This is a genomic window from Mesorhizobium sp. M1252, from assembly GCF_040318265.1.
Classification (GTDB): Bacteria; Pseudomonadota; Alphaproteobacteria; order Rhizobiales; family Rhizobiaceae; genus Mesorhizobium.
This window is the reverse complement of record NZ_JAMYLX010000003.1, coordinates 547,718-568,738: the sequence shown is the minus strand read 5'-3', so window position 1 is coordinate 568,738 and position 21,021 is coordinate 547,718. Positions and strand designations below refer to the sequence as shown.

Annotated in this window: 17 protein-coding genes; 7 read left to right on the top strand and 10 right to left on the bottom strand. The window is 60.2% G+C overall.

Annotation, left to right across the window (positions count from 1 at the left end):
- Window positions 1–2,239: Ig-like domain-containing protein (locus NKH22_RS09200; protein ID WP_352909406.1), on the bottom strand; the 2,239-nt coding region annotated here is incomplete at its 3' end.
- Between the two features lie 323 nt (window positions 2,240–2,562).
- On the opposite strand from NKH22_RS09200, the gene NKH22_RS09195 reads away from it, so the two are divergent.
- Complete coding sequence (locus NKH22_RS09195; RefSeq protein ID WP_023691467.1) at window positions 2,563–3,504, top strand: transglutaminase-like cysteine peptidase; 942 nt, start codon at window positions 2,563–2,565, stop codon at window positions 3,502–3,504.
- 85 nt (window positions 3,505–3,589) lie between these two features.
- On the opposite strand, the gene NKH22_RS09190 is transcribed toward NKH22_RS09195, so the two are convergent.
- The 5 genes from NKH22_RS09190 to NKH22_RS09170 form a co-directional block, all read right to left on the bottom strand.
- Window positions 3,590–4,231 carry a ribbon-helix-helix domain-containing protein gene (locus NKH22_RS09190; protein WP_023681069.1) on the bottom strand — a complete coding sequence of 214 codons (642 nt, stop codon included), beginning with the start codon at window positions 4,229–4,231 and terminating at the stop codon, window positions 3,590–3,592.
- On the bottom strand, window positions 4,221–5,510 hold the full coding sequence (locus tag NKH22_RS09185; protein ID WP_023691466.1) for an HlyD family type I secretion periplasmic adaptor subunit: 1,290 nt from the start codon (window positions 5,508–5,510) through the stop codon (window positions 4,221–4,223). Before NKH22_RS09185 ends, NKH22_RS09190 begins: the two co-directional genes overlap by 11 nt.
- Window positions 5,511–5,553: 43 nt before the next feature.
- Complete coding sequence (locus NKH22_RS09180) at window positions 5,554–7,686, bottom strand: type I secretion system permease/ATPase (protein ID WP_023691465.1); 2,133 nt, start codon at window positions 7,684–7,686, stop codon at window positions 5,554–5,556.
- 37 nt (window positions 7,687–7,723) lie between these two features.
- Window positions 7,724–9,172, bottom strand: coding sequence for a TolC family protein (locus NKH22_RS09175; protein ID WP_023681072.1), 1,449 nt, complete (start codon window positions 9,170–9,172; stop codon window positions 7,724–7,726).
- A gap of 251 nt (window positions 9,173–9,423) precedes the next feature.
- Complete coding sequence (locus tag NKH22_RS09170) at window positions 9,424–9,729, bottom strand: hypothetical protein (RefSeq protein WP_155927121.1); 306 nt, start codon at window positions 9,727–9,729, stop codon at window positions 9,424–9,426.
- Window positions 9,730–10,612: 883 nt separating this feature from the next.
- Here NKH22_RS09170 and NKH22_RS09165 point away from each other — a divergent pair.
- The 6 genes from NKH22_RS09165 (at window position 10,613) to NKH22_RS09140 (ending at window position 17,654) form a co-directional block, all read left to right on the top strand.
- Complete coding sequence (locus tag NKH22_RS09165) at window positions 10,613–11,329, top strand: pentapeptide repeat-containing protein (RefSeq protein WP_023691463.1); 717 nt, start codon at window positions 10,613–10,615, stop codon at window positions 11,327–11,329.
- Between the two features lie 143 nt (window positions 11,330–11,472).
- Window positions 11,473–11,628 carry a hypothetical protein gene (locus NKH22_RS09160; protein ID WP_023681074.1) on the top strand — a complete coding sequence of 52 codons (156 nt, stop codon included), beginning with the start codon at window positions 11,473–11,475 and terminating at the stop codon, window positions 11,626–11,628.
- A gap of 201 nt (window positions 11,629–11,829) precedes the next feature.
- On the top strand, window positions 11,830–13,017 hold the full coding sequence (locus NKH22_RS09155) for a magnesium transporter (RefSeq protein ID WP_352909404.1): 1,188 nt from the start codon (window positions 11,830–11,832) through the stop codon (window positions 13,015–13,017).
- A gap of 537 nt (window positions 13,018–13,554) precedes the next feature.
- Window positions 13,555–14,772 carry a tetratricopeptide repeat protein gene (locus NKH22_RS09150; RefSeq protein ID WP_196814065.1) on the top strand — a complete coding sequence of 406 codons (1,218 nt, stop codon included), beginning with the start codon at window positions 13,555–13,557 and terminating at the stop codon, window positions 14,770–14,772.
- A gap of 11 nt (window positions 14,773–14,783) precedes the next feature.
- The gene (locus NKH22_RS09145) at window positions 14,784–15,593 is read left to right on the top strand and encodes a FecR family protein (RefSeq protein WP_023733225.1); all 810 of its coding nucleotides are present in this window, start codon (window positions 14,784–14,786) and stop codon (window positions 15,591–15,593) included.
- A 90-nt stretch (window positions 15,594–15,683) separates the two neighbouring features.
- The gene (locus NKH22_RS09140; RefSeq protein WP_352909401.1) at window positions 15,684–17,654 is read left to right on the top strand and encodes a CHASE2 domain-containing protein; all 1,971 of its coding nucleotides are present in this window, start codon (window positions 15,684–15,686) and stop codon (window positions 17,652–17,654) included.
- Between the two features lie 88 nt (window positions 17,655–17,742).
- Here NKH22_RS09140 and NKH22_RS09135 read toward each other — a convergent pair whose 3' ends face one another.
- The 4 genes from NKH22_RS09135 to NKH22_RS09120 all read right to left on the bottom strand — a co-directional run bounded on the left by NKH22_RS09135 (window position 17,743) and on the right by NKH22_RS09120 (window position 20,915).
- Window positions 17,743–18,717 carry a L,D-transpeptidase family protein gene (locus NKH22_RS09135; protein WP_023691458.1) on the bottom strand — a complete coding sequence of 325 codons (975 nt, stop codon included), beginning with the start codon at window positions 18,715–18,717 and terminating at the stop codon, window positions 17,743–17,745.
- Window positions 18,718–19,030: 313 nt separating this feature from the next.
- Window positions 19,031–19,288, bottom strand: coding sequence for a hypothetical protein (locus tag NKH22_RS09130; protein ID WP_023691457.1), 258 nt, complete (start codon window positions 19,286–19,288; stop codon window positions 19,031–19,033).
- 221 nt (window positions 19,289–19,509) lie between these two features.
- Window positions 19,510–19,713, bottom strand: a complete 204-nt coding sequence (locus tag NKH22_RS09125; RefSeq protein WP_023667962.1) for a hypothetical protein — start codon at window positions 19,711–19,713, stop codon at window positions 19,510–19,512.
- A 290-nt stretch (window positions 19,714–20,003) separates the two neighbouring features.
- Window positions 20,004–20,915 (bottom strand): LysR family transcriptional regulator, encoded by a 912-nt coding sequence (locus NKH22_RS09120; protein ID WP_023691455.1) that lies wholly within the window; start codon window positions 20,913–20,915, stop codon window positions 20,004–20,006.
- Window positions 20,916–21,021: the final 106 nt, after the last annotated feature.

Below are 21,021 nucleotides of genomic sequence, written 5' to 3'. Positions count from 1 at the left end.
TCAGGTCGGTGATCACCGGCGGCGAGTTGCCGATCGAGATGGTCAGCGTGGTGTGCGAGGTGTCGCCGTCGCCGTCCTTGATGGTGTAGGTGAAGACGTCGTCATGGCCACCGGCGGAGCCGGCATCGCGGGTATAGGTGTAGGTGCCGTCGGCGGCCAGCGTCAGCTTGCCGTAGAGACCCTGGATCTGCACGCCGAGTGTTGCGGTATTGTCGAGGGCGGCATTGGTGTCGCCGGCGACGACGCCGACCACGGCAGCGCCGTCGGCGCCCTTGGTATCGGCAACCCCGTCGGTCGTGTTGCCGTCGAGGGCATCGGTTCCGCCAACCAGCACATTGCCGGTGGCCGGGCCGAACAGGCCGGCCCCGATGCTGTCGATGTCGGCAACCGCGGTCGGCACGTCATCGGACACCGTCACGTTGACCGTGCCTGTCGCCTGGGTGCCGTCGGTGTCGGTGGCAACCACGCCGAGATGGCCCAGATCGACTAGGTCGTCGGCGTTAATGCTAGGATGGGCATCGTAATTGTTGTTCAGCGTCGCCGTCACCGTTGCCACATTGTTGGCAACCGCCAGATCCAGCGTCACCACAGTCACGGCGCCGTCATTGCCGACGACCTGGGTGTCCGACACCCGGGTCCAGGTCAAGTTGGCGGTGTTCAACCCGCTCAGGTCGGTGCCAAAGGCGATCGAGGCCATCGCATCCGAGCCCGGCGTGAAGGTGATCGAGTTCGAGGCGAAGTCAGCGCCGGCCGGCGTCGAGCCGTCACTCAGGTTCTGGTCGTCAAGCGCCAGCGTGATCGGAGCGCCGGCAACCGGGGCCGCGCCGTCCGTGATTGTGAAGGCGATGTTGGCCGTCGACGTGTCGAGATCGCCGTCCGTCACAGTGTAGGTCGCGTTAACAGCTACCGGACCGGAACTGTTATCCACCGAAGCGTCCGGCGTGAACGAGTAGGACCCGTCCGCCTTCACCTGGATGGTGCCCGCGCCGATGTCGATCAACTGCGAATAACCCGTGCCGGCATCGAAGATCAGCGCCGTGCCGTTGATATGCGTCACCGTCGCGCCGTCGGCGCCGGCGACGAAGTCCAGCGTGCCCGTCAGCGCCGGGGCACCTTCCGCAATCGACTGCGAGGCCTCATCATGCGCCGTCGGCACGTCGTCGACGATCTGAACGGACAGCGTGCCCGGAAGGGACACGTCTCCGTCGGTGTCGGTAACCGTCACCGTCATGTCGTCGAAGATGGAATCTGTCCCCGCGTCGGGGTGAGTCGCGCTATGGACGAGCGTGTAGCTGTAGCTCACCTGGCCTGTGCTGGCGTCGTAGCCGTTGACGGTCAGCGTGTTGCCGAGCGGCGTGATGATGTCGATCGGCGTCGATGCGCTGTTGGCAAGAGCCGCGCCCGAAATCACCTGGCCGGCGATGGTCAGCGAGCCGACACCGTCGGGAGAGGCGATGGTGAAGGTGCCGGTGTTGTGTTCGGAGATGTCGCCGTCAACGCCTGGCGCCGACGCTTCGCCCGAACCTTCCGGCCCAGGGCTTTCCGGCAGGCCCTTTTCATTGACGATGGTGTCGCCGCCCTCGACGGAAGGCGTCAGGTCGATGATCGACGGTGTGGAATCCGGCCGCAGGCTTGGGAACAGCTCGCGATGATCCGGCTGGCCGAACGCCAGGTCTGTCGGCGGCAACAATGCGGAAAGATCGAAGCCGTCGCCGATGCCGCCTGGGGGAACCGAGAAGTCTGCGCCTGCGCTTGGGTTCGAGCCTCCGGGGCCGGCCGAGATCGAACCATCGGCACCGAAGGCGACATCGACGTGGCTCGCTTCAAGAGCGGCCAGCAAGGCCACGCGCGGAACTTCGACATCACCGATGATGAAGGTCGGCACGTTGAGCGCGCCATCCTTGATGAGGATGACTGAACCGTCGGCCTGTTCCAGCAACAGATTGTGGCCGTCGACCTTGATGTTGTCGATGGAGACGTCCGCCGGAAGTTTCACGATGTTGCTGGCGTCGGCCACGTATTCATGCGGCGCGGCTGCCGCCGGCGCTTTCGCCTCCGCGGGTGCTGCCGGCTGAACGGGTGCGCCACTGCCGACATCGACCGGCACCGGCTCGGCAGGCGCCGCCTGAGCGGCCTGCGCTACCTGGATGCCTGCCTGCGATGGCGAGCCGCCATGTTCATGTGAAGAGTGCTCGTCCCAAGAATTCGAGACGGTATCCAAATCGTTACTCGTCGTCATCGCCAAACCCCTCCGGCATTTCCCGGATAGAGACAGTGACGACTTCTGCTTTGCAACTGTCCCGCAATCAATTTCATATATCCCGATATGCAAGTCTCGGCATTTTTTACGTGTGGTAAACCCGGAAGATATAATCTGATATACATTGGCCGCGCCGCGCTTCGTTTGATATCCGCCGGCTGAGCTGGATTGGTAAACAGAAGTATAAATTTGAATAAAACTTTACACAAAATGGGTGTTCCCGATTGAAGGAAGCTTATCCACCTTCCTTTCCAGTAATTTGAGACAAGATTGATACCGTCCACAGTCAAGAGGTGGGCGTTATGAAAAAAGAAAAATCTGCCCTGGGAATAACCGGGCTCAGGCTCATCCTGCTGGCAATGGCGATCACAAGCCTGCCGCAGCCATCATCCGCGAAAGCAATTACCGTGAATGCCGGCGCTGCCGCTGGAGTTCTGGCGGCGGTCGAAACCCCTTCCAGTCTCGGCGGCGTTTCGCTGGCTCGGCCGCCATGGCAGCCGGTTTCAGCCTACTGGATCGGCATGATTTTCAGCAGCTATGGTCCTGTTGCCGTTGATGAAAAGCGTGGTTCTTCGATCGCGCCGCCCGCCGCCGGGATCGACCCGATCCAGACGGCGGCGATCATTCCCGGCGTGTTCGGTTCTGTTGCCCTGTCGATGCGCAATTTCCCGGTTTCGGCGCGCTGGGCGCCGGTCTACAAGGCAATTGTCGACTGTACCGCGAGCAGCGCGTGCGAACGCAAGAACAGCGCCTTTGCCGAGATCGTCAAGGCAGCCGGGAACAAGCGCTTCATCGATAAGTTGTCCTTCGTCAACTCAAGTATAAATCGCGCCATCGCCTACAAGAAGGATAGCGCGGTTTACGGCAGGCTCGACTACTGGGCCAAGCCCGCGGAAATCCTTGAGCGGCGGGCAGGGGACTGCGAGGATTTCGCCATCCTCAAGATGGCCGCGCTGCTGCATGCAGGCATCCCGGCGCAGAGCATGTCGCTGGTCGTCTTGCAGGATCGCAAGCGCGGTTTCTTTCATGCCGTGCTATCGGTCAGCACCGGCAGCGGCGTCTTCATTCTCGACAGCCTGAGCAACGTCGTTTCGCGCGACACAGACCTGCCGACCTACGTACCGCTCTATTCGTTCAGCACGGATCGCGCGTGGATCCATGGCGCGAAGACCGGTTCTGCTCAAATAGCCGATATCAAGGGCGGCCTTTCGACGGTCGCGCCTGGTGAAGGTGTGCAGCCGTAAGCTCCCATCAGAGAGTCTTGAGCGCTCTATCTCTTGTTTGACGCAATTTTCCACGGAAACCGCTCACACTTTTCCCGGAATTGCTCTAGCCGCCGAAGACGAACGCCATCAGCAGTTCCGGCTCGACCACCGGCGCCCGCACCGCGCTCAGTTGACCGCGGTAGCGGCGGTCGCCGGCGCCTATGACGAAACCGGTCGCGACCGGCGTCTCGCCATTGGCGTCGAGCCTGGCGAATATGTCGGCGACATTGAGGTCCAGCGCCAGCTTGAGATCCTGGCGCGCGTCCTCGTTCGGCGCCACCGGCAATTGCCGCCGCACCAGTTGCTGGAACGGCGCATTGAAGGTCAGGATCTTCTTCGACGATGCCAGGGCAAAGGCCGGCGAGGGACAGGCGACGAGAATGGCGCTGATGGTCTTGATCGACGCGAGCCTCTGCAAGGTGAGGTTTTGGTCGGCCAATCCACGCATGCAGGCTACGCGAATTGCCGATGTCAGGTTTCCGGCGTTGGCGTGGCTCTCTGCAATTTCCTCGATCAGTGTGCCGATCGTGCATTTGCGGCTTTCCGCCATCTGCTTCAGCGATGTCCAGAACGCCCGTTCCAGACGAATGCCGCGGCGCATGCCGCCACGCGCCACAACCCGGAACTCCAGTCCGAAATCCTCTGCCGCCAGCGGTGGCAGCAGCCGGTCGCGATCGGCAGGAAGGGAGACCGCGCTATCGCTCACTCATTGCCTCCTCTCGCGCCTTGTTGATCGGCTTCATAAGGTAGGTGAGAATCGTTTTGCGTCCGGTCTTGATGTCGACCGAACAGATCATGCCGGGGATGATCGAATAGGTCTTGCCGTCGCGTGTCAGGGTCGATTTGTCGGTGGCGACACGCACCTGATAGTACGGTTCGCCGGTCTTCTGGTCGACAAGGCTGTCGGCAGTGATGTTCGACACCTTGCCTTCGATGCCGCCGAAGATCGAGAAGTCATAGGCGGTCACCTTGATCAGGGCATCCTGGCCCGGCCGGATGAAGGCGACGTCCCGCGGTGAGACCCGGGCTTCGACCAGCAGGGTCTCGGACGTCGGCACGATACCCGCGACGACCGCGCCGGGCTGGACGAAGGCGCCGACCGTATTGATGTCAAGCGTGTTGACGATACCATCGACAGGCGAACGGATATCGGTACGCGCCACCTTGTCGGTGGCACCGCGTATCGTCTCGTCCACCACCGAGAGATCGGCCAGCGCCTGCGTCAGATCGCTGAGCGCTTCCTGTTGCAGCTGCAGGCCAAGTTCGTCGACCTGAAGCTTGGCTTCCGTGATGGCAGACCTGGCTTTCTTGATGGTCTCTCCGGCAAGCGTCAGCTGACCATTGAGCTCGGTCTGCTCGCGCTCGACGCGGAGCTGCTCGGTTCGCGCCATCAGGCCTTTCTTGACCATCGCTTCGACCAGCTTCGCCTCCTGGTCGCTGACGGCCAGGTTCTTGGTGAGGCGATCGGCATTGGCGTTGGCTTCGTCGAGTTCCTTCTCACGCTGATCGAGCCGCGACTTTAGAACCGACAGTTTGACTTCGAAGTTGTCGCGCCGCGCGATTAGCAGCTTCTGCTCGTTGTCGCAGATTTCCGGCGCCACCTTCTGGATCTCGGGCGGACAGGGAAACGCGCCCTCGAGGCTGCCGGTCTGTTCGAATTGGAGCCGTGCAATGCGCGTCTGCAGCGCCCGCGCCTTGGCCTGCTGCTCGCCAAGGCTGGAAGTGTTGAAGGTGTTGTCGAGACGAATGATGAGGTCATTCTTCTTGACGACCTGACCGATCGTCACGGCGATTTCCTGAACCACGCCCGGCTCGCTGGCCTGGATGATCTGGGTCTTCGACGCCGGTATGATCTTGCCGTCGCCGCGTGCGATTTCATCGACCTCGGCGAAGGATGCCCAGGCCACCGAACTCGCAAAAAGCGCTCCGATAATGAATATCGAAGCCGACGCAAAAAGCGGCGGACGGTCTTCCCTGGCTAGCATTTACCACGTCCCAACGTGCTGTGTTCACGCATAATTCTGTTCGTCAGGCGCTTGTTTTCTGCAGCGCTTGTATCACTTGGTCTTTCGGTCCATCGGCAACGATCTTGCCCTGCTCGATGACGATCAGGCGGTCGGCCAGCTCGAGCATGCTGAAGCGGTGCGTCGATACGATCAGGGTCGTGTTGCGATCGAAAGCCACTTTGAGCTGCTTGATCAGCTGGCGCTCGGAAGCCAGATCCATCGAGCCGGACGGCTCGTCCAGGAACACGATTTTCGGTTTGGTCAGCAACAGGCGGGCAATTGCCATTGTCTGCCTCTGACCGCCCGAGAGATTGGTGCCGCGCTCGCCGACATTCATGTCGTAGCCTCGCGGATGGCGGGAGACGAAGTCGTCGACGCCGGCAGCCTTGGCCGCCTCGACGATCTGCTCATCGGTCGCCTCCGGGCACGCCATCAGGAGATTTTCCTTGATGGTGCCGGAAAATAGATCGTTGGCTTGCGCGACGATCCCGACCGCGGCGCGAACCTCCGATGGGTGGTATTGGCGGATGTCGATCCCGTCCAGCAGCAGCTCGCCGGAGGTCGGCAGGAAAAGCCTGCCGATCAGCCTCCCCATGGTCGTCTTTCCCGAGCCTATGCGGCCGATGATGCCAATCCGCTCACCGGGCTTCACCGAGAAATTCAGGCCGGTCAGCACTTCGTTTTCGGAACCCGGGTAGACAAAGCCAACATTCCTGAATGCCATTGCACCGTTGCGAATGGGGCGGTTGACGAAACCAACCGTGTCCGGCCGATCCTCAGGCTGCGCCATGATCGAATTCACCATTCGCAGGGACAGCATCGCCTGGCGAAGTCTGGACAAGGTGATCGCAATCTGCCCAAGCGGGGCCACCGCCCGGCCTGCCAGCATGACGGTGCCGATGATGGCGCCGGTCGAGACATGCCCTTCCGAAAAGGCATAGGCGCCGGCCACGATCAAAGCGACGGTGACCATCTGCTGGATGGCTTGGGTTATGTTGCCGGCGGCAGCCGAAAGCTGTTTGATCTTCTCGGACGTGTTGGATGCGTTCTTGGAATGCTCCGCCCATTTTCGCAGAAGGTAAGCCTCTGCGCGCAGCGATTTGATCGTTTCCAGCGTGGAGATGGATTCCACCAGCAGGGCCTGGCGCTGCGAAGCCTCGTTCATAGAAGCGGCAACGCGTTTGCCGATGCGCCGTTGCGTGATCAGCCCGACGATCACCGAGGCGACAAAGGCAATGGCCGGTATGACGACCAGCCAACCGCCTATCGCATAGATGACAAGAAGAAAGACGAAGACGAAGGCTGTGTCGATGAAGACGCTGATGGTGTTCGACGTGAAAAACTCGCGCACGAACTCGTACTGGGTCACCCGATTTGCATATTCGCCGGTTGAGCCGGGCCTTGCCGACAAGGACGAATTCAGCACCTTCTCGAACAGCATATAGGAGATGCGAAGATCGGCCTTGCGCCCGGCATAGTCGATCAGTGACGCTCTGGCGGTCTTCAAGAGCAGGTCGAACAGAATGACCGCGCCGATCCCGATCGACAGCACCCAGAGCGTCGATATCGCCTTGTTCGGCAAGATCCTGTCGTAGACGTTCATGGTGAAGATCGGTGAGGCAAGAGCCAGCAGATTGATGAATACCGCCGACAGGATGACCTTCGAATAGGTGCGCCAGAACGGCCCCATCGTGCCGGTCAGCCAATGTCGCCGCTCGATCTTGGCCGCCGAACCGACGCTCATCGCCTCTACTGCGTTGGCATAGGTTATCGAGAACGAAACGCCGCCACTAATATAACTTCCGGAAAACTCGGATTTGCTGATTGTCGTGCGCCCGTCTTCCTGGGGAGCGGTCGTAAATCCACCGTCCTCGGTCTGGGCAAGCAGCGCAACCGGCAACTGGCTGACGCGAAACAGAATGGCGGGAAGGTCGATGCGTCCGCGAAGAAAGTCGCGATGGCTGAATTCCGTGATTTCAAGACCGATGCGTTCGGCAAGATGCCGGATGGCGTCGATATCGATGCGGGTGTCTGACAGCGGCACGCCGGCAAACAGCACGGTCTCGGAACTCGGCCTGCCGAGGTACCCGGCAACAGCGGAGAAGCAGGCCTTGAACGCCTCTTTTGGGGAGAGGATTTTGGGTTGTGGGTTCACGATCGGCCCGCAGGACTATCGTTCGTCCTTGACCTTCCTACTTCTTTCTTACCGGTGCGAGGATGTCGAAAGGCAGATCGTTCGTCTGCTCCGACGGCGTGCGCGCATACGTTTCGGTGTCGGCCGTTTCAGGCGCATTGAACTCGGCCTTGGCATAGGCGGTGGCCTGTTTTGCCGGCTGAAGATTCATGGTCTTCAGCAACTGCCCGGTTGCCGCCAGCAGCCGGTACTGCGCGAAAAGCGACGCGTAGGATGCGGTGTCGGCAAGCGTAGCTGTGTTGAACCGCGTGTTCTGCGCGTCGAGCACATCGAGCAGCGAGCGCTGTCCGACCTTGAACTGCTCGCGATAGGACGCCACCAGCCTTTCGTTGGCGGCAGCCTGAAGCTTCAATGTCTTTGCCAGATCGGCCTGCCGGAAGCGGCGATCCCATGACGTACGGACGGCTTCCTCGATCTCGCGCAGAACCTGGTGCAGCACAAGGCGCTGCTCGCTGGTGCGGCGGACCTGCTCTTGCTCGTTGGCTTTGTCGATGCCGCCGCGATAGAGGTTCCAGCGCAGCACCAGCCGCGCCTGCAGGTCGCTGGCGTCGCCATCGTCGCCGTCGATGTCATAGCCGCCGCGGGCGCGGCCTTCGGCGATGACGGAGGGCCCGAATTTCGCCCGCGCCGCATCCACCAGGGAGGCGGCGGCGTCGATATCGCTGTTGGCCATGTGGACGCGCGGATTGTTCTGTCGCGCCAGCCCTAGCGCGTCGTCGAGCGACCTTGGCAGCGCGCTCGAGACATCGCCTGGCCTTGACGCGTTGGTCAGCGGCTTACCGACCGTCTTGAAGAACCGTATCTTGGAAGCCTCCAGTTCTTCGGTCGCCTCCTGCATACGTGCCTTGGCAGCGAACAGCCGCTCCTCGGCCTGCTGGCGATCAGCCTCGTTCAACGCGCCGCCTGCAATACCTTGCCGGATGTCGCCGAGGATTGCCTGGTGAAAGCCCAGATTCTTCTTCGCTTCCGAAACGATCGAAGCCTGCAGCATGTATTCGAGATAGTCCTGGACGACAGACAGTCCAATGAATTCAGACCGTTCCAGCACCCGGAACGATGCGCCGTCGACCCGCGACGCCTGACGGTTCAGTTCCGCCCGCCTTGCGCCGCTGTCATAAAGCGTCTGCGTGACAACGACGTCGGCTTCCGCCGGATAGAGCGCGTCATCCTCTATGGACAGCGAACGCCGGGAGGAATTGTCGAGACGACGAACCCCCGCCGACGCCTCGACATCGACGCTGGGAAGATAAAGTCCCTTCGCTTGGCGTAGCTCGAATTCGATTGCTTCGCGGTTTTCGATCGCTTGGCCAATTTCGGGGTTGGACTCCACCGCAACCGCCATCGCCTCCTGGAGAGTGAGCGCGTGAGCATTCCCACAACTCAATATGGCGACCGTCGTCAGCAGGCCGAGGCGCTTGCCTATCGCCGACATAGATGTCGTATTCATTTCACCCCACCCCAACGTTCCCCTGCGCCATTATTGCCAGGCGTTACAACTCAACCGTGATTGTTCACAAATTTGCAAAACATGGGAGCACTTATTGATTTAGTGACCGCTAAAACGCTGAATTCAAGCAAAATTCTATAGAATGTCGCAAAAATGGCACATAAAATACCCACTGCGGTTTTGGAGTAACAGCCGTCCGAGTTTGAACAGGCAAGCGAAACCGCTCCGGGAAGGAGGACTGCAAGGCCACCTTATGACCTATTTGCTCCTGATGGCTTGACTATTTCTGGGTGTACTTTTTCAGCGAGGTGACCGACAACATCTTGGTTGGCAGCTACAATCGGCAGGATAATCTTAGCCCGCTTGCCAAGAGCCTGGAACGGACACCCCTGCCTTTCTTCGACCTGAAGCGTGGGCATAAATCCCTGAGCCGGCGAATAAACGCCGACGACTGCTTCACTGGCCAGCGTGCCAGCATAGGGCTCGTATGACGGCCGATCAACGACTGGGTCAACCGAAGAGGTGACGGTACTTTTTGAGGCGGTTCGGTAGGCCATCGAATGCTGCAAGGTCCAAAAATCGCTCGATTGATCCCGATAGCTAGTGAAACCCCAAATATTTCTTGCGGCGATTTTCCGTTAAAATCAAAAGCGCAATTTTTTTGACGGTTAGTGTCGGCCTTTTCGCAGCTCAGAAAAAAATTTACTGTAATTGAGTCATACGCTGTTTAAACAATGCGGAACGAAGTGGTCAGTTGCGCCACCACTTTGCGGGACGACATACGAGAGTTGCAGGACGAGCGGTCAAACATCGAGGCCGCCGGCTCGTTAGATACCACTACTCGTTCCTCCGCGCCATTCCAACAGGCTGAACTTCGAGGCAAGTGAGCCCGTCCTGGTCCGGCGCCTCGACGTAAATCCATTCCACCGATCACAACTGCCTGCAAGCTGCCGCTTGTTTGTTACTTCCCGAGTCTCATCGGCCATATCGAGGCGCTAGACCGTCAGCTGGTCGCGCGCTGTTGCCACAGCTGCCGATCTGCAACCGCCCCCATTTCCGCGGTTCTGGACCCTATCTCCCAACGTTTGCAAAACGAGGTCAGCTATGGTCGGCAGTTTGGGGTCGCGGGAGCATACGGAATGACACGGGAACGTTTCAGATTTTGGCCAACCAAATTCAGCAAAATCAACAATTTCCGTTCGCCCTCCGGGCCCACCAATAACTCACGGCTTACGCCGAACTCTTTTTTTTGTGATCGCATCCGCGAAAAAGCGCTCTGCCGTCAAAGCCTTTCCCCACCTCTCGATGAGTTCCGCAAGCTGCTGCTGGCTATCGGCGGATCGTTGATGCGCAACTGTGACGGCGGTCGTTACCGTGGCTCGAGTGTCAGCAGATGTGGTAAGGCTGATTGTCGACGAGTAGCAGAGGGGTCCAGCAACAATGACTTTGAGACGAACCAGAGCTTACGGCGGATCCGGCTTGGTTCTGGCGGTTTGCACTGTATTGGCTTGGCAAAACGCCACCGCCGCTCAAGATTGCTACGCAGCCGCGACGCCTGGCGTCAATTGGCAGGAGTGTGACAAAAAGCTTCTCATCCTGGAAGGACAGGACCTGAGCGGGGCAAACCTGTTCGGTGTTGATTTCACTTCGACCGACCTCAGGAACAGCAATCTCCTTGCGGCAAATTTTGAGAAGGCAACGCTTGTGCGCGCTTCCCTGGCCGGCTCGACCGCCAAAGGCGCCCGGTTCGACAAAATCGAGGCGTACAGGACCGACTTCAGCCATATGGACGCGCAGGGCGCCGTGTTTACGGGCGCGGAAGTGCAGCGCTCGAATTTCCAGGACGCCAATCTGGTCAATGTTGACTTCACAAAGGCGGAATTGGGGCGTGCACAGTTCCATGACGCCGATATCAGCGGCAGCCACTTTTCGTTTGCCAATCTCGCGCGGGCGGACTTCCGAGGAGCGAAGTTCACCGCACCGATAGACTTTGAGGGCGCTTTTTTCTTTCTGACCCGTATCGAAGGCCTCGATCTATCCAATTCGGCGGGTCTGTCCCAGTGGCAGCTCAACATGGCTTGCGGGGACGCCCGGACCGAGTTGCCTTCTGGCATGACGAGGCCAGAAAATTGGCCCTGTCAATTCCAGCAGGAATAGCCCGCCCGTCCGCTTCCCGCCAAAGGCTGCCGGGCGGCAAAGCGCCTCAATTCAGTCCTCGGCCGGGGGTCAAAGCACGACACTGCGGGACATTTCCGGCAATCTCATTTACCGGCGAACGACAACGACCAAATGGAGGACGGATGCCCAAGGTCAAAGGTGATACCGCTCTGGACAAGGAGCGCGCCAAAACAGAGAAGCTCCTCAAAAAGGTTGGATACACCGCCTTGAAGGAGGCCGGTGTGGTATCCAAGCGACCCGACCTCCCAAATCTAAAGGTTGAAAAGCGAGGGAAATAGCGCGGACACTCGCATGCTGACCTGACGAGGGCACGCCCAAAATGTAGACGTCTGCTTTGTCTTCTCAAGCTAGGAGCGTGCAGGCGGCGGTTGCGAGAACCACAAGGCGGACTGCTGGGGCCGGAAGAAGCTGTCGTATTTCCGCCCCGGTGCGATCCGATACTTCACAACTTTTTCACTTTCAATTGGGGGCCATATCATATGAACGAAGAGACCGGCGTTCAGAAGTTGGTGCGCACGCTGCGTGCTCGAGCACCTGATGACGCAGCTGAATTGCTCGCTAGAGAGTCTCCCGAGTTCATCCGCGACACACTAAAGCTGTTGCCTGACGGGCACGCCCGTAAGGTGGCCGAGCATTTGCCACTGCATATGCGGCCCATCAGCTCTCATGATGGTGACATGGGTTTCGCGATCCCCGAGTCGCTCGTCGAGGTGATGGACCCGATCCCCGCCAGCGTTCCTGTCGGGACGACGGTTGCTGCCGCGGTGGAAGCTGTCAGAGGCGCCCAGGTGCCGACCGAGCTCACTTATCTCTACGTCACGGACAAGGGCAATAAACTGGTTGGCCTGGCGGTCCTGCGCGATCTGATGCTGAGCGAACCCGACGCGATTGTCGATCACATCATGCTGCCCAAGCCGTTCGCTCTTGATGTCGGTCTCTCTTTGAGTAACGCATGCAAGGCGGCGGTACGGCGTCACTATCCTGTCTATCCGGTGGTGGATGCGGAGAACCGGCTGCTCGGGCAGGTTCGCGGCTGGCGATTGTTCGAGCAGCAAATCATCGAGATTTCCGCCCAGTCTGGACAGATGGTAGGCCTCCAGAAGGAGGAGCGCTCTTTTACGCCGCTGTTTTCAGCCTTCCTGAAGCGTCATCCGTGGCTGCAGTTGAATCTCCTGACGGCCTTCATGGCCGCATTCGTGGTCAGTTCGTTCACAGGCACGATCGAGAAGATCGTCGCTCTGGCGGCGTTTCTCCCAGTCTTGGCCGGGCAGAGCGGAAACACCGGCTGCCAGGCACTGGCTATGACGCTGCGTGGCCTTGCCCTGGGGGATGTGGACAAACGACCGAAGCTGCACTTGGTGATGAGAGAGGGCGCGCTCGCGGCCGCCAACGGCGCGCTCGTCGGCGTTGTTGCGGCTGCGGCGATGTGGTTCTATGCCTCGAGGCAACCGGCGTCGGCGGCGCAGGCGCCGATGCTGGCACTTGTGATCCTGCTTGCCATGTCCGGATCGTGCCTCATGTCCGGCATCTCCGGCGTGCTGATCCCGTTGAGCCTGCGCCGGGTAGGCGCCGATCCGGCGGTCGCCTCGGCGATCTTCCTCACCACCGTGACCGATATTGTAGGCATGGGCCTGATGCTGGGGCTGGCAACCATGCTCGTGCTCTAGCAAGCTGCGTCCGCTGACCCGTCCCCTGGAGTCGGAGGCAACAAGCTGACCTCGTCGCGTTTAAAGAAATTGCAAGACCCAGGCCGAATCGCACACGCGTCGTGAGAACACCTTTCGGCAGCTCTCCGGCCCCTTGCGAAACGCGACGTAAGGCCTTTGGAGAAGCCGTGGGTCACCTTGAAGCCTGGTGACCAGATACGCAGAATCGCCCACCCAATATTAATCTTCTCGGCTGGGCGATCCACTACTGATGAGATTTGAGTTTGTTAAGCCTTGGGCCAAATACTTCAATCACGTGCAGCAATGTTGAGAAGAGTTTTTGACAATCAGCGCAGCCGGAATAGGAATAAACCCGAGATCTTGTTGCGCAGCGGCAACAGCTGCTGAGGACTCGCATAAGTCCGGCGACCGTTCAGTCGCCTTTTTCTTGCAGTCGTGCTAAATCCCTCGCACTAGTCGGGTTTGGGGTGGGTTCTCGGCATGCAATCTTCGTTTCGAACGATCTTCGGCGTCGCCGCAGCGCTGCTTTGTGCCGGCGTGTTGCCGGCCGGCGCACAAGGTCTTTTTGGGGCCTATGACGATGCGTTTGCGGCCCGCATCGCCAGTCCGGCCGACAATGGAACGCTCGCCCAATTCGTCACGGTTGCGGTCAATGCTGGGCAATACGATCAGGCGATCTCCTCGATCGAGCAGTATCTGATCCAATACCCGCGCGATGCGCGCGCCCGGCTTGCGGCCAGCCGGTTGTATTATCATGTCGGGTCCTATGAATTGGCCCGGCGGCAGGTGCAGTACGGCATCGAAGTCGGAGGTCTGACCGCAAGTGAGCAACAGGAAGCTGTTCGCCTGCTCGCCCGCATCGAGCGCGCGTTGCGTGGCGTCACCTGGGAACTCGCCCTGACCGGCGGCGTATTCAGCGCATTCACCGATTTTGAGCCAGGCGGGGCGCAGGACGACGACAGCTTCGTCTCGCCTTACGGGCAGGCGGAAGGTTTTGTGCGGTGGGACCTCGGCACGCCAAGTGCCGACGCGCTCGTTCTTTCGGGGTCGTTGACCGCGACTGAGCGTCTTTTCACGGAAGACCTGTCGGTTCCGGGTGGCGAGAAGACTTTTATCCACGGCAACGCAGCGATTACCTGGGACAAGGGACTGCCCAACAGCGGGATCGATTCGCTGCGCCTGCTGCTTTCCGCGTTCACCGTTACGGATCGTTTCGACAGCGACATTTACGAAACCGGTATCGGCCTCAGTGGACGTTTCGTCGTTCGCCCGACGGTCGAGACGACGCTCTTCGCCGGTGGCGGCTACATCGATCTAAGCGCCTCGCAAGGCATTTTCGCGGATAGCAGGGTCTTCTATGAGGCAGGCGGCAGCTACCGCTTCCGCAATGGCCAGGCGCTCGGCTTGCGCTTTGTCGGCTCGAATGACTTCGCTTCCGGATCGGGCGAAATCAGCCGCAGCTATACGGGCGAGGTCCGCTATGGCGGACTGTTGATGAACGTACCGGATCTTTTCGCATGGTCGCACCAGATCGCCTTATCGGCCGGCCACAGCGACACTCCCGATCTGTCCGTCGGCATCGGCACAAATATCAAGAGCGACTTCTGGCGCATTGCCTCGGAAAGCGATTTTCAGCTGACGGAAGCGCAGAAGATCAGCGTCGATCTCGCCTATCGCAAAACCAACTTCGCCCTCGCCAACCGCGACCGAAAATCGTTCGAAATGCTCATGAGCTATACGTTGACGCTCAATTGAAAGAGGCCGCGATGAGGTATCTTCAGATCGTCATTTTTGTCGCCTGCCTCGCCTTCGCGGCACCATCCGCTGCTGAGACGGTCGGGTCGATGACGGCCTATCAGACCATCATCGTCCGCAATAACGGCGGGACGATGAACGTTGGCGCCGGCGTCGAACTCGGCGACCAGTTGCGCAGCAATCCCACCGGTCTCGGAATGCTGGTGTTCCGGGATGAATCGAGCGCCAAAATTGGTCCAAACACCAGCCTGACGATCGATGAGTTCGTCTACAATCCGGGCTCCGGGTCGGGAAAGATCGACATCGGGATGAACAGCGGCCTGGCCCGTTTTTATGGCGGCCAGGTTTCGAAAGGGGGCGTCATGCAGGTTGCGACGCCGCACATGGTGCTCGGAGCGAGAGGCGGCATCATCGAAGTGCTGGTGGCAGCCGGCCAGACCGTCGGCATATTGCGCGCCGGCCGCATGACCTGCACGATCAATGGCAAACGGCTGGTCATCACGAACCCGGGCTACGCCTGCACGTCGGACGATGGCAAGCTTCTGGCCGGCTACGGCGGCATCGACGCCTTCCCGATCTTGGACAGTATCGACCGGATAGCGGGAACCGGCCTGCCGGGCGCACCGGGTCCTGGGTTGGACGTAAGCGCAATTTGTGCGTCGGCTCTAGGCTCCTCGCTCAAAGTCTGCGGGTCCAGGGACGGCGCACTGCCAGGAGTGGTCATGGAATTCCCTGACAGCCCAACGCCACCTGCGGGCAGCGGGGGCCGGCGGGGCGAGTGTGAGGGTGAGGGTTGCTGCTACTACTACAACTGCGATTAGGCCTGGCTGCACGAGATGAGCCACTCGGTCGGTAGGCGCTGGGCTGATTGGCGGCAAGCCGGCAGGCGCAAAATATCCGGCCTTTTGGTCGTGCTCCTGCTGCTCGCTTGCCATTTGGCTTTTGACGGGCCGTTGTCGCGCCTGCGTGAGCGGACGTACGACTTTTATCAGTTTCTCGCCCCACGCCAGGCGACGAGCAATCCTGTCGTGATCGTCTCGATAGACGACGACAGCCTCAAGGCACATGGGCGATGGCCCTGGAACCGTGGCCTCTTGGCCGATCTGGTCGATGGCATCACGCAATCCGGCGCGGCGGTGGTCGGGGTTGCGCTGGTACTCCCCGAGGCTGACACCTCGCCTGAGGGCATGGCCGGAGACAAGCGCCTGGCAGCGGCGCTGTCCAAAAATCGAACGGCGCTTGCCGTCAGCCTGGGCAATGAAGCGACGGTTTCAGAAGCAGAACCCAAAGCCGGCTGGTCGATCGTCGGGCAAGTACCCGATACACTTCCCGGCTTCACCGGTCTTACCGGGTCGCTTGCCGAATTCTCGAACGCCGCCGCAGGCCTAGGCGTGATTCGCACCTTGCCCGATCCCGACGGCGTACTGCGCCATGTGCCGCTGCTCTGGCTTCGCAACACCCCTCAACGCGCGCAGCTGTGGCCGTCTTTCGCACTCGAGCTCCTGCGCCTTTACGCTGGACAGGACGGTTACACAGCCCGGATGAATGCAGCCGGGTTCGACGCACTCAGGATGGCAGGCGCCATTGTGCCGCTCGAGCCGGAGGGGAGCATCCGCCTCTGGGAAACCGCCACCGACACGCCTCGCCTGTCTGCCAGCACTATCCTTTCGGGCCATGGCGATCCGCGGCTGCGGGACGCCATCGCCATTGTCGACCTGTCGGCTGTGGGCCTGACGCAGTACCTGCCCACGCCGACGAGTCCAGCGCGACCAGGAGCGGAGATCCACGCCGATGCGATCGGCCAGATGCTTGCCGGGCGCTTCCTGGCAGAGCCAGCGCACGCGCGTACGCTCGAGCGGCTCTGGTTTCTCCTCAGTGCCGTCGTTTTCATCGGGGTTTCCGGAGTGCTCGCCGGGCGTGTCGTGCTTGGCGCCCTCTCCCTGGCGCTGCTGGCCGTCACGCCGTTCGTGTTCGGCGCTCTCGAGTACAGCCTGCAGGGTGCACTCTATGACCCGCTGCAGCCGGCGCTTGCAACCATCATGGTTGCGGGCTTCGAAGGCTATGTCCTCTACAGGCGCAGCGAGCAGCGCCGGTCCACCCTGACGCGACAGTTCTCCCAATATCTGTCGCCCTCCGTGGTGCAGCGCCTCGCAAGCTCGGACACCGAGGCAATCCTGTCCGGCGAGAAGCGCGAGATCACCATTTTGATCAGCGACATACGTGGCTTCACGACCATGAGCGAACAGCTCGACACCCAAGAGATCGCCAAGGTGGTCAACCATTTCCTCGGCATTGCGACCGATGAGATCCTCAAGCGCGACGGCACCATCGACAAGTTCATGGGCGATGCGGTGCTGGCCTTCTGGAACGCACCGCTAGATCAACCCGATCATCGTGAGCGTGCGCTCGACGCGGGCCTGGCCCTTATCGAGCGGGTGAGGCGCGAAGACGCCGCCTTCACCGCGGATGGCCATCGCTCCATCGAAATCGGCGTCGCCATCGAGACCGGCATCTGCTCGGTAGGCAATTTCGGCTCCGAACGGCGCTTCGATTACACCGCGATCGGCTCCCCCGTGAATCGCGCGGCACGGCTCGAATCGACGACCAAGAAGTTGGGCATCCCCCTGGTGCTTGGACCCGGCTTTGCGGCGGGAGCATCGATGCCGGTCGTCCAGGCGGGCGCCTTTGAGCTCCAGGGTTTCAAGGGCGAGGTGCCGGTTTTCACCGTTCCGGAGATGCAAGCTGCTCAACAAGGTATGAGCCGCGAAGTAGAGAGCCAACGTGGTGAGCAATCTGGCGCCCCCGTCATGGTGGTTGGTTCGCCGCCATCCGTGCAAATGGCGCCGCTTGACCTGACACCCCGAACCCGGAGCATCCGCTGATCGGATCCAGCGGATCGCAAGATGCGATTGTCACGGGCACAGACGGACATCTCGTTTCGGCGACCATCGAGGGATGCGACGGCTTGCGTCACTCGTCCTTGAAAGTCACCTTCATATGTTTGTGCACCATTGAGGCGAGGTCCTCGGCATCCCAGTTCGTTAGCCTAATGCAGCCGTGAGAGAAGGTCTTCCCGATCTTGCCGGGTTCGGGCGTGCCGTGAATGCCGTAGCTTTCGATGGAGAGGTCGATCCAGATTGATCCCACGGGATTGTTAGGGCCGGCAGCAATGGTGAAGGGCCGCTTGGTTTTGACTCCCTTGAATGCAAAATCGGGATCGTAGTGATAGGTCGGGTTGTGCACCACCCTTTGGATCTCTGCCTGCCCACTTGGTGCCGGCTTCTCGTCGCTCCCGATCGAGGCAGGGTAGACGGCAAGCGCTTTATTGGAGGGGTCGAGCACGCGCACCTGATGAGCGCCTTTGTCGACTTCGACGCCGGCAATGGTGGCGGGAGGTTCACCCCGGCCAACATCTGGTACCAGCAGCGTGGTTCCAGCTTTCCTGAATCCGGTGCCTGGGTTTAGCCTCCTGAGCAATGGTTCGCTCACATGGAAGCGCTCCGCCAGCTTCTCGATCGAGTCGTGATAGCCAAGCCTTCTCAGGCGAGCCATCCTCTCCATGCGCCCCGGAATGCGTTTGGTGAAGGGGCCGCGTACATCTTTGCGGGTCAGTTCATAGGTGATCAGAGCTGGGCTGGTGGAGGTTGCCATCAGCTTGTCCCAAGTCGCCTGGGTGAGCTTGCCATCTGGCGCCAGTCCGTTCGACGCCTGGAAGGCCTTGACCGCCTTGGCGAAGTTCTCTCCAAGGCGGCCGTCGATGAGCCCCGGTGAGAAGCGCGCACGATCCAAAAAAATTTGCGCCTTCAGCACGGCAGGATCGAGCCCTTTCGGATCGCCGGCGGAGAATTGCGCCTGATTTACCGCGGCTAGGTCCAGCTTGGCCGCCTCCGTCCCGCCGCATGCGAAGGCGAGTGCAATGGCGAGGAGGAGAAGGAGCCTGATCATCGATTTCACTCCTTACGTTAAATCGCACCTGATCTGCTTCTATGACGCGCTGTGGCAGATCTGGTTCCATTCGCCGGTAGGGGATCATAGGCAACCAGCCTTACGCTGCCGACCGGTCCGAGACGTTTGATGCCCATGCCTTGCCCCTCACGAGAGGCGTTGCTGGCCGCGCAGATCGGCAGTGTAAAAATGGTCTGGCCATGTTGACGTGAGCTTCTACCTTCAAACTGCCCACTACCTGGACCGGCAGTCAAATGGTCTCAGGGCAGCAAGTGAGGAGATGCGCTGGGAACCGGCTTATCGGGCGGGTATTCTATTGATCTTCGGTATCGATAGATCCATGTTCCGTCGTCACTGTGATCGCGTTGTCGCCCGCGATTGCTCTAGCGTATTCGAAGCGCTCCAACTTCTGTTCTGCCGATAGGCCTTTGAACATCGCGGTGGCCGAGTTCGTGATTTTGAAGTCGCCGCAACTCGGACAGCGAAACTCCCGGATGTCACCAACTGTCTCCGAATTAACGAGCGCCTGCTCATCTGTAATCGGGCAAATTGCGGCCATCCAAGCCATCATGGTCCTCCGTCCTAAGGCCGTCCCCGATTACCCAAAAGGCATCGTCGAGTGCAAAATCCATTTCTGCCGACGCTCACCCCACCTGGAGTACTCCACCGAGTAGATTGCGCTCTCCACTCTCCAACCCAGAATGTGGATTAAAGCCAGTTCCTCGGCGAGCGATTTGCTGGTGAGCGGTAGGCGCTCTCGCTCTGGAGCCTCTCCCAAACGATCGGAGATGTTCATGTAGCGTCGGGCAGGACCGAAGGGCCGGAACGTGGCGTTTTCATCTCTTCGGCAATCACCAGTAGCGCCTCCAGAGCGACGGCGATCCCCGACATCACCGTACTTATGTCTGCGCTGCCGCCGAGCGTCGAAAGTTCGGCCGCTCGCGTTTGCATGCTTTGGCTCAGCTCTTGTAACTTCAGGCGCAGCTCGTCATCCATGGTATGTTCTCCAAGCTTGACGCTGGAGGAACGCGCCTGCTTACAACCCGTTCCGCCGGTGGCCGCAGAGAACCAGAGACACCGCAGATGCTACAACTTGCGCTTTGGCGGCGCTTAGGATGGGCGGTGGATTGAGCCTCAGCGACTGACCGTCGGCAAATAGCGGATGCTTCAGTCTCGAAAAGGTGCTGGACGGCTCGATATGCACCGCCCCTTGGCCCTGGGTGCTGGTCCCATGCACAGTAAGGCCGTGCAAGTGCGCGCGGCCTCTGGGCTCAACATTCCAGTCGTCATGGTCCAAAGTTGTCCCAAGGTGGGTTCTCACCAAAGTGGGCGGCGAGAAGCGTCACGAAGCTTTGAACTTTGGCGGAAAGATGCCTTCTTGACGGGTACATCGCGTAGATCGACCGGCTTACCGGCTTGAACTGGGGCATCACTGTCTCCAGTTGGCCCGAACGAATGGCTTCTCCAACAAGGAAAGTGGGGCAAAGTACTATGCCTGCTCCACCCAGCGCCGCATCGCGCAGGAGCTGCCCGTTCGTTGCCGTCATCCGTGCAGTGATTTTTACCGCCACTTCCCCCTTTGGTCCGTCGAACCGCCATTTTCCGCGGCTGGCGCGCAACGCGTAGTCCAGACAATCATGGTCGTGGAGATCCGACGGCTTTGTGGGACGCCCGCGTCTGTCCAGATAATCGCGCGAAGCGCAGACCACCTCGCGTGACGGCGCGATTCGGCGAGCAACCAGATTGGAAACCGTGAGTGGAGCGATGCGTACCGCGACATCCAGGCCCTCTTCCACGATGTCAACCACACGGTCGTCCAACACCAACTCAACCGACACCTCCGGGTAGACCGCGAGATATTCTGCAACGACTCTCCCAAGGTGCATCGCGCCGAAGGAGATCGGCGCGCTGACACGCAGTGAGCCGGTCGGACGTGTCTTGCTCTCGGCCGCGCTCGTACGAACTTCCTCGACATCCTCGATTATGCGCAGACTGCGCTCGTAGACGGAGGCGCCGAGCTCTGTCAGGCTGATGCGCCGGGTCGTCCGGTTGAGAAGGCGTGCGCCAAGCCACTCTTCCAGCATTTGGACATGCTTGCTCACGGCCGCTGGCGATAGTCGCATCCGCTTGGCCGCTCCAGCGAAGCTGCCTTCACCGACGACGTTGGCAAACACGGTCATGCTGGTCAGCCGGTCCAACTGCAATCACCTCTTTCATTCACGTTTCGTGAATTCACCATCCATATCTCCCTCGATTATCAATCCGCAGTGGACAGATTATCTGAAACTAGGCCGGGATCAATTG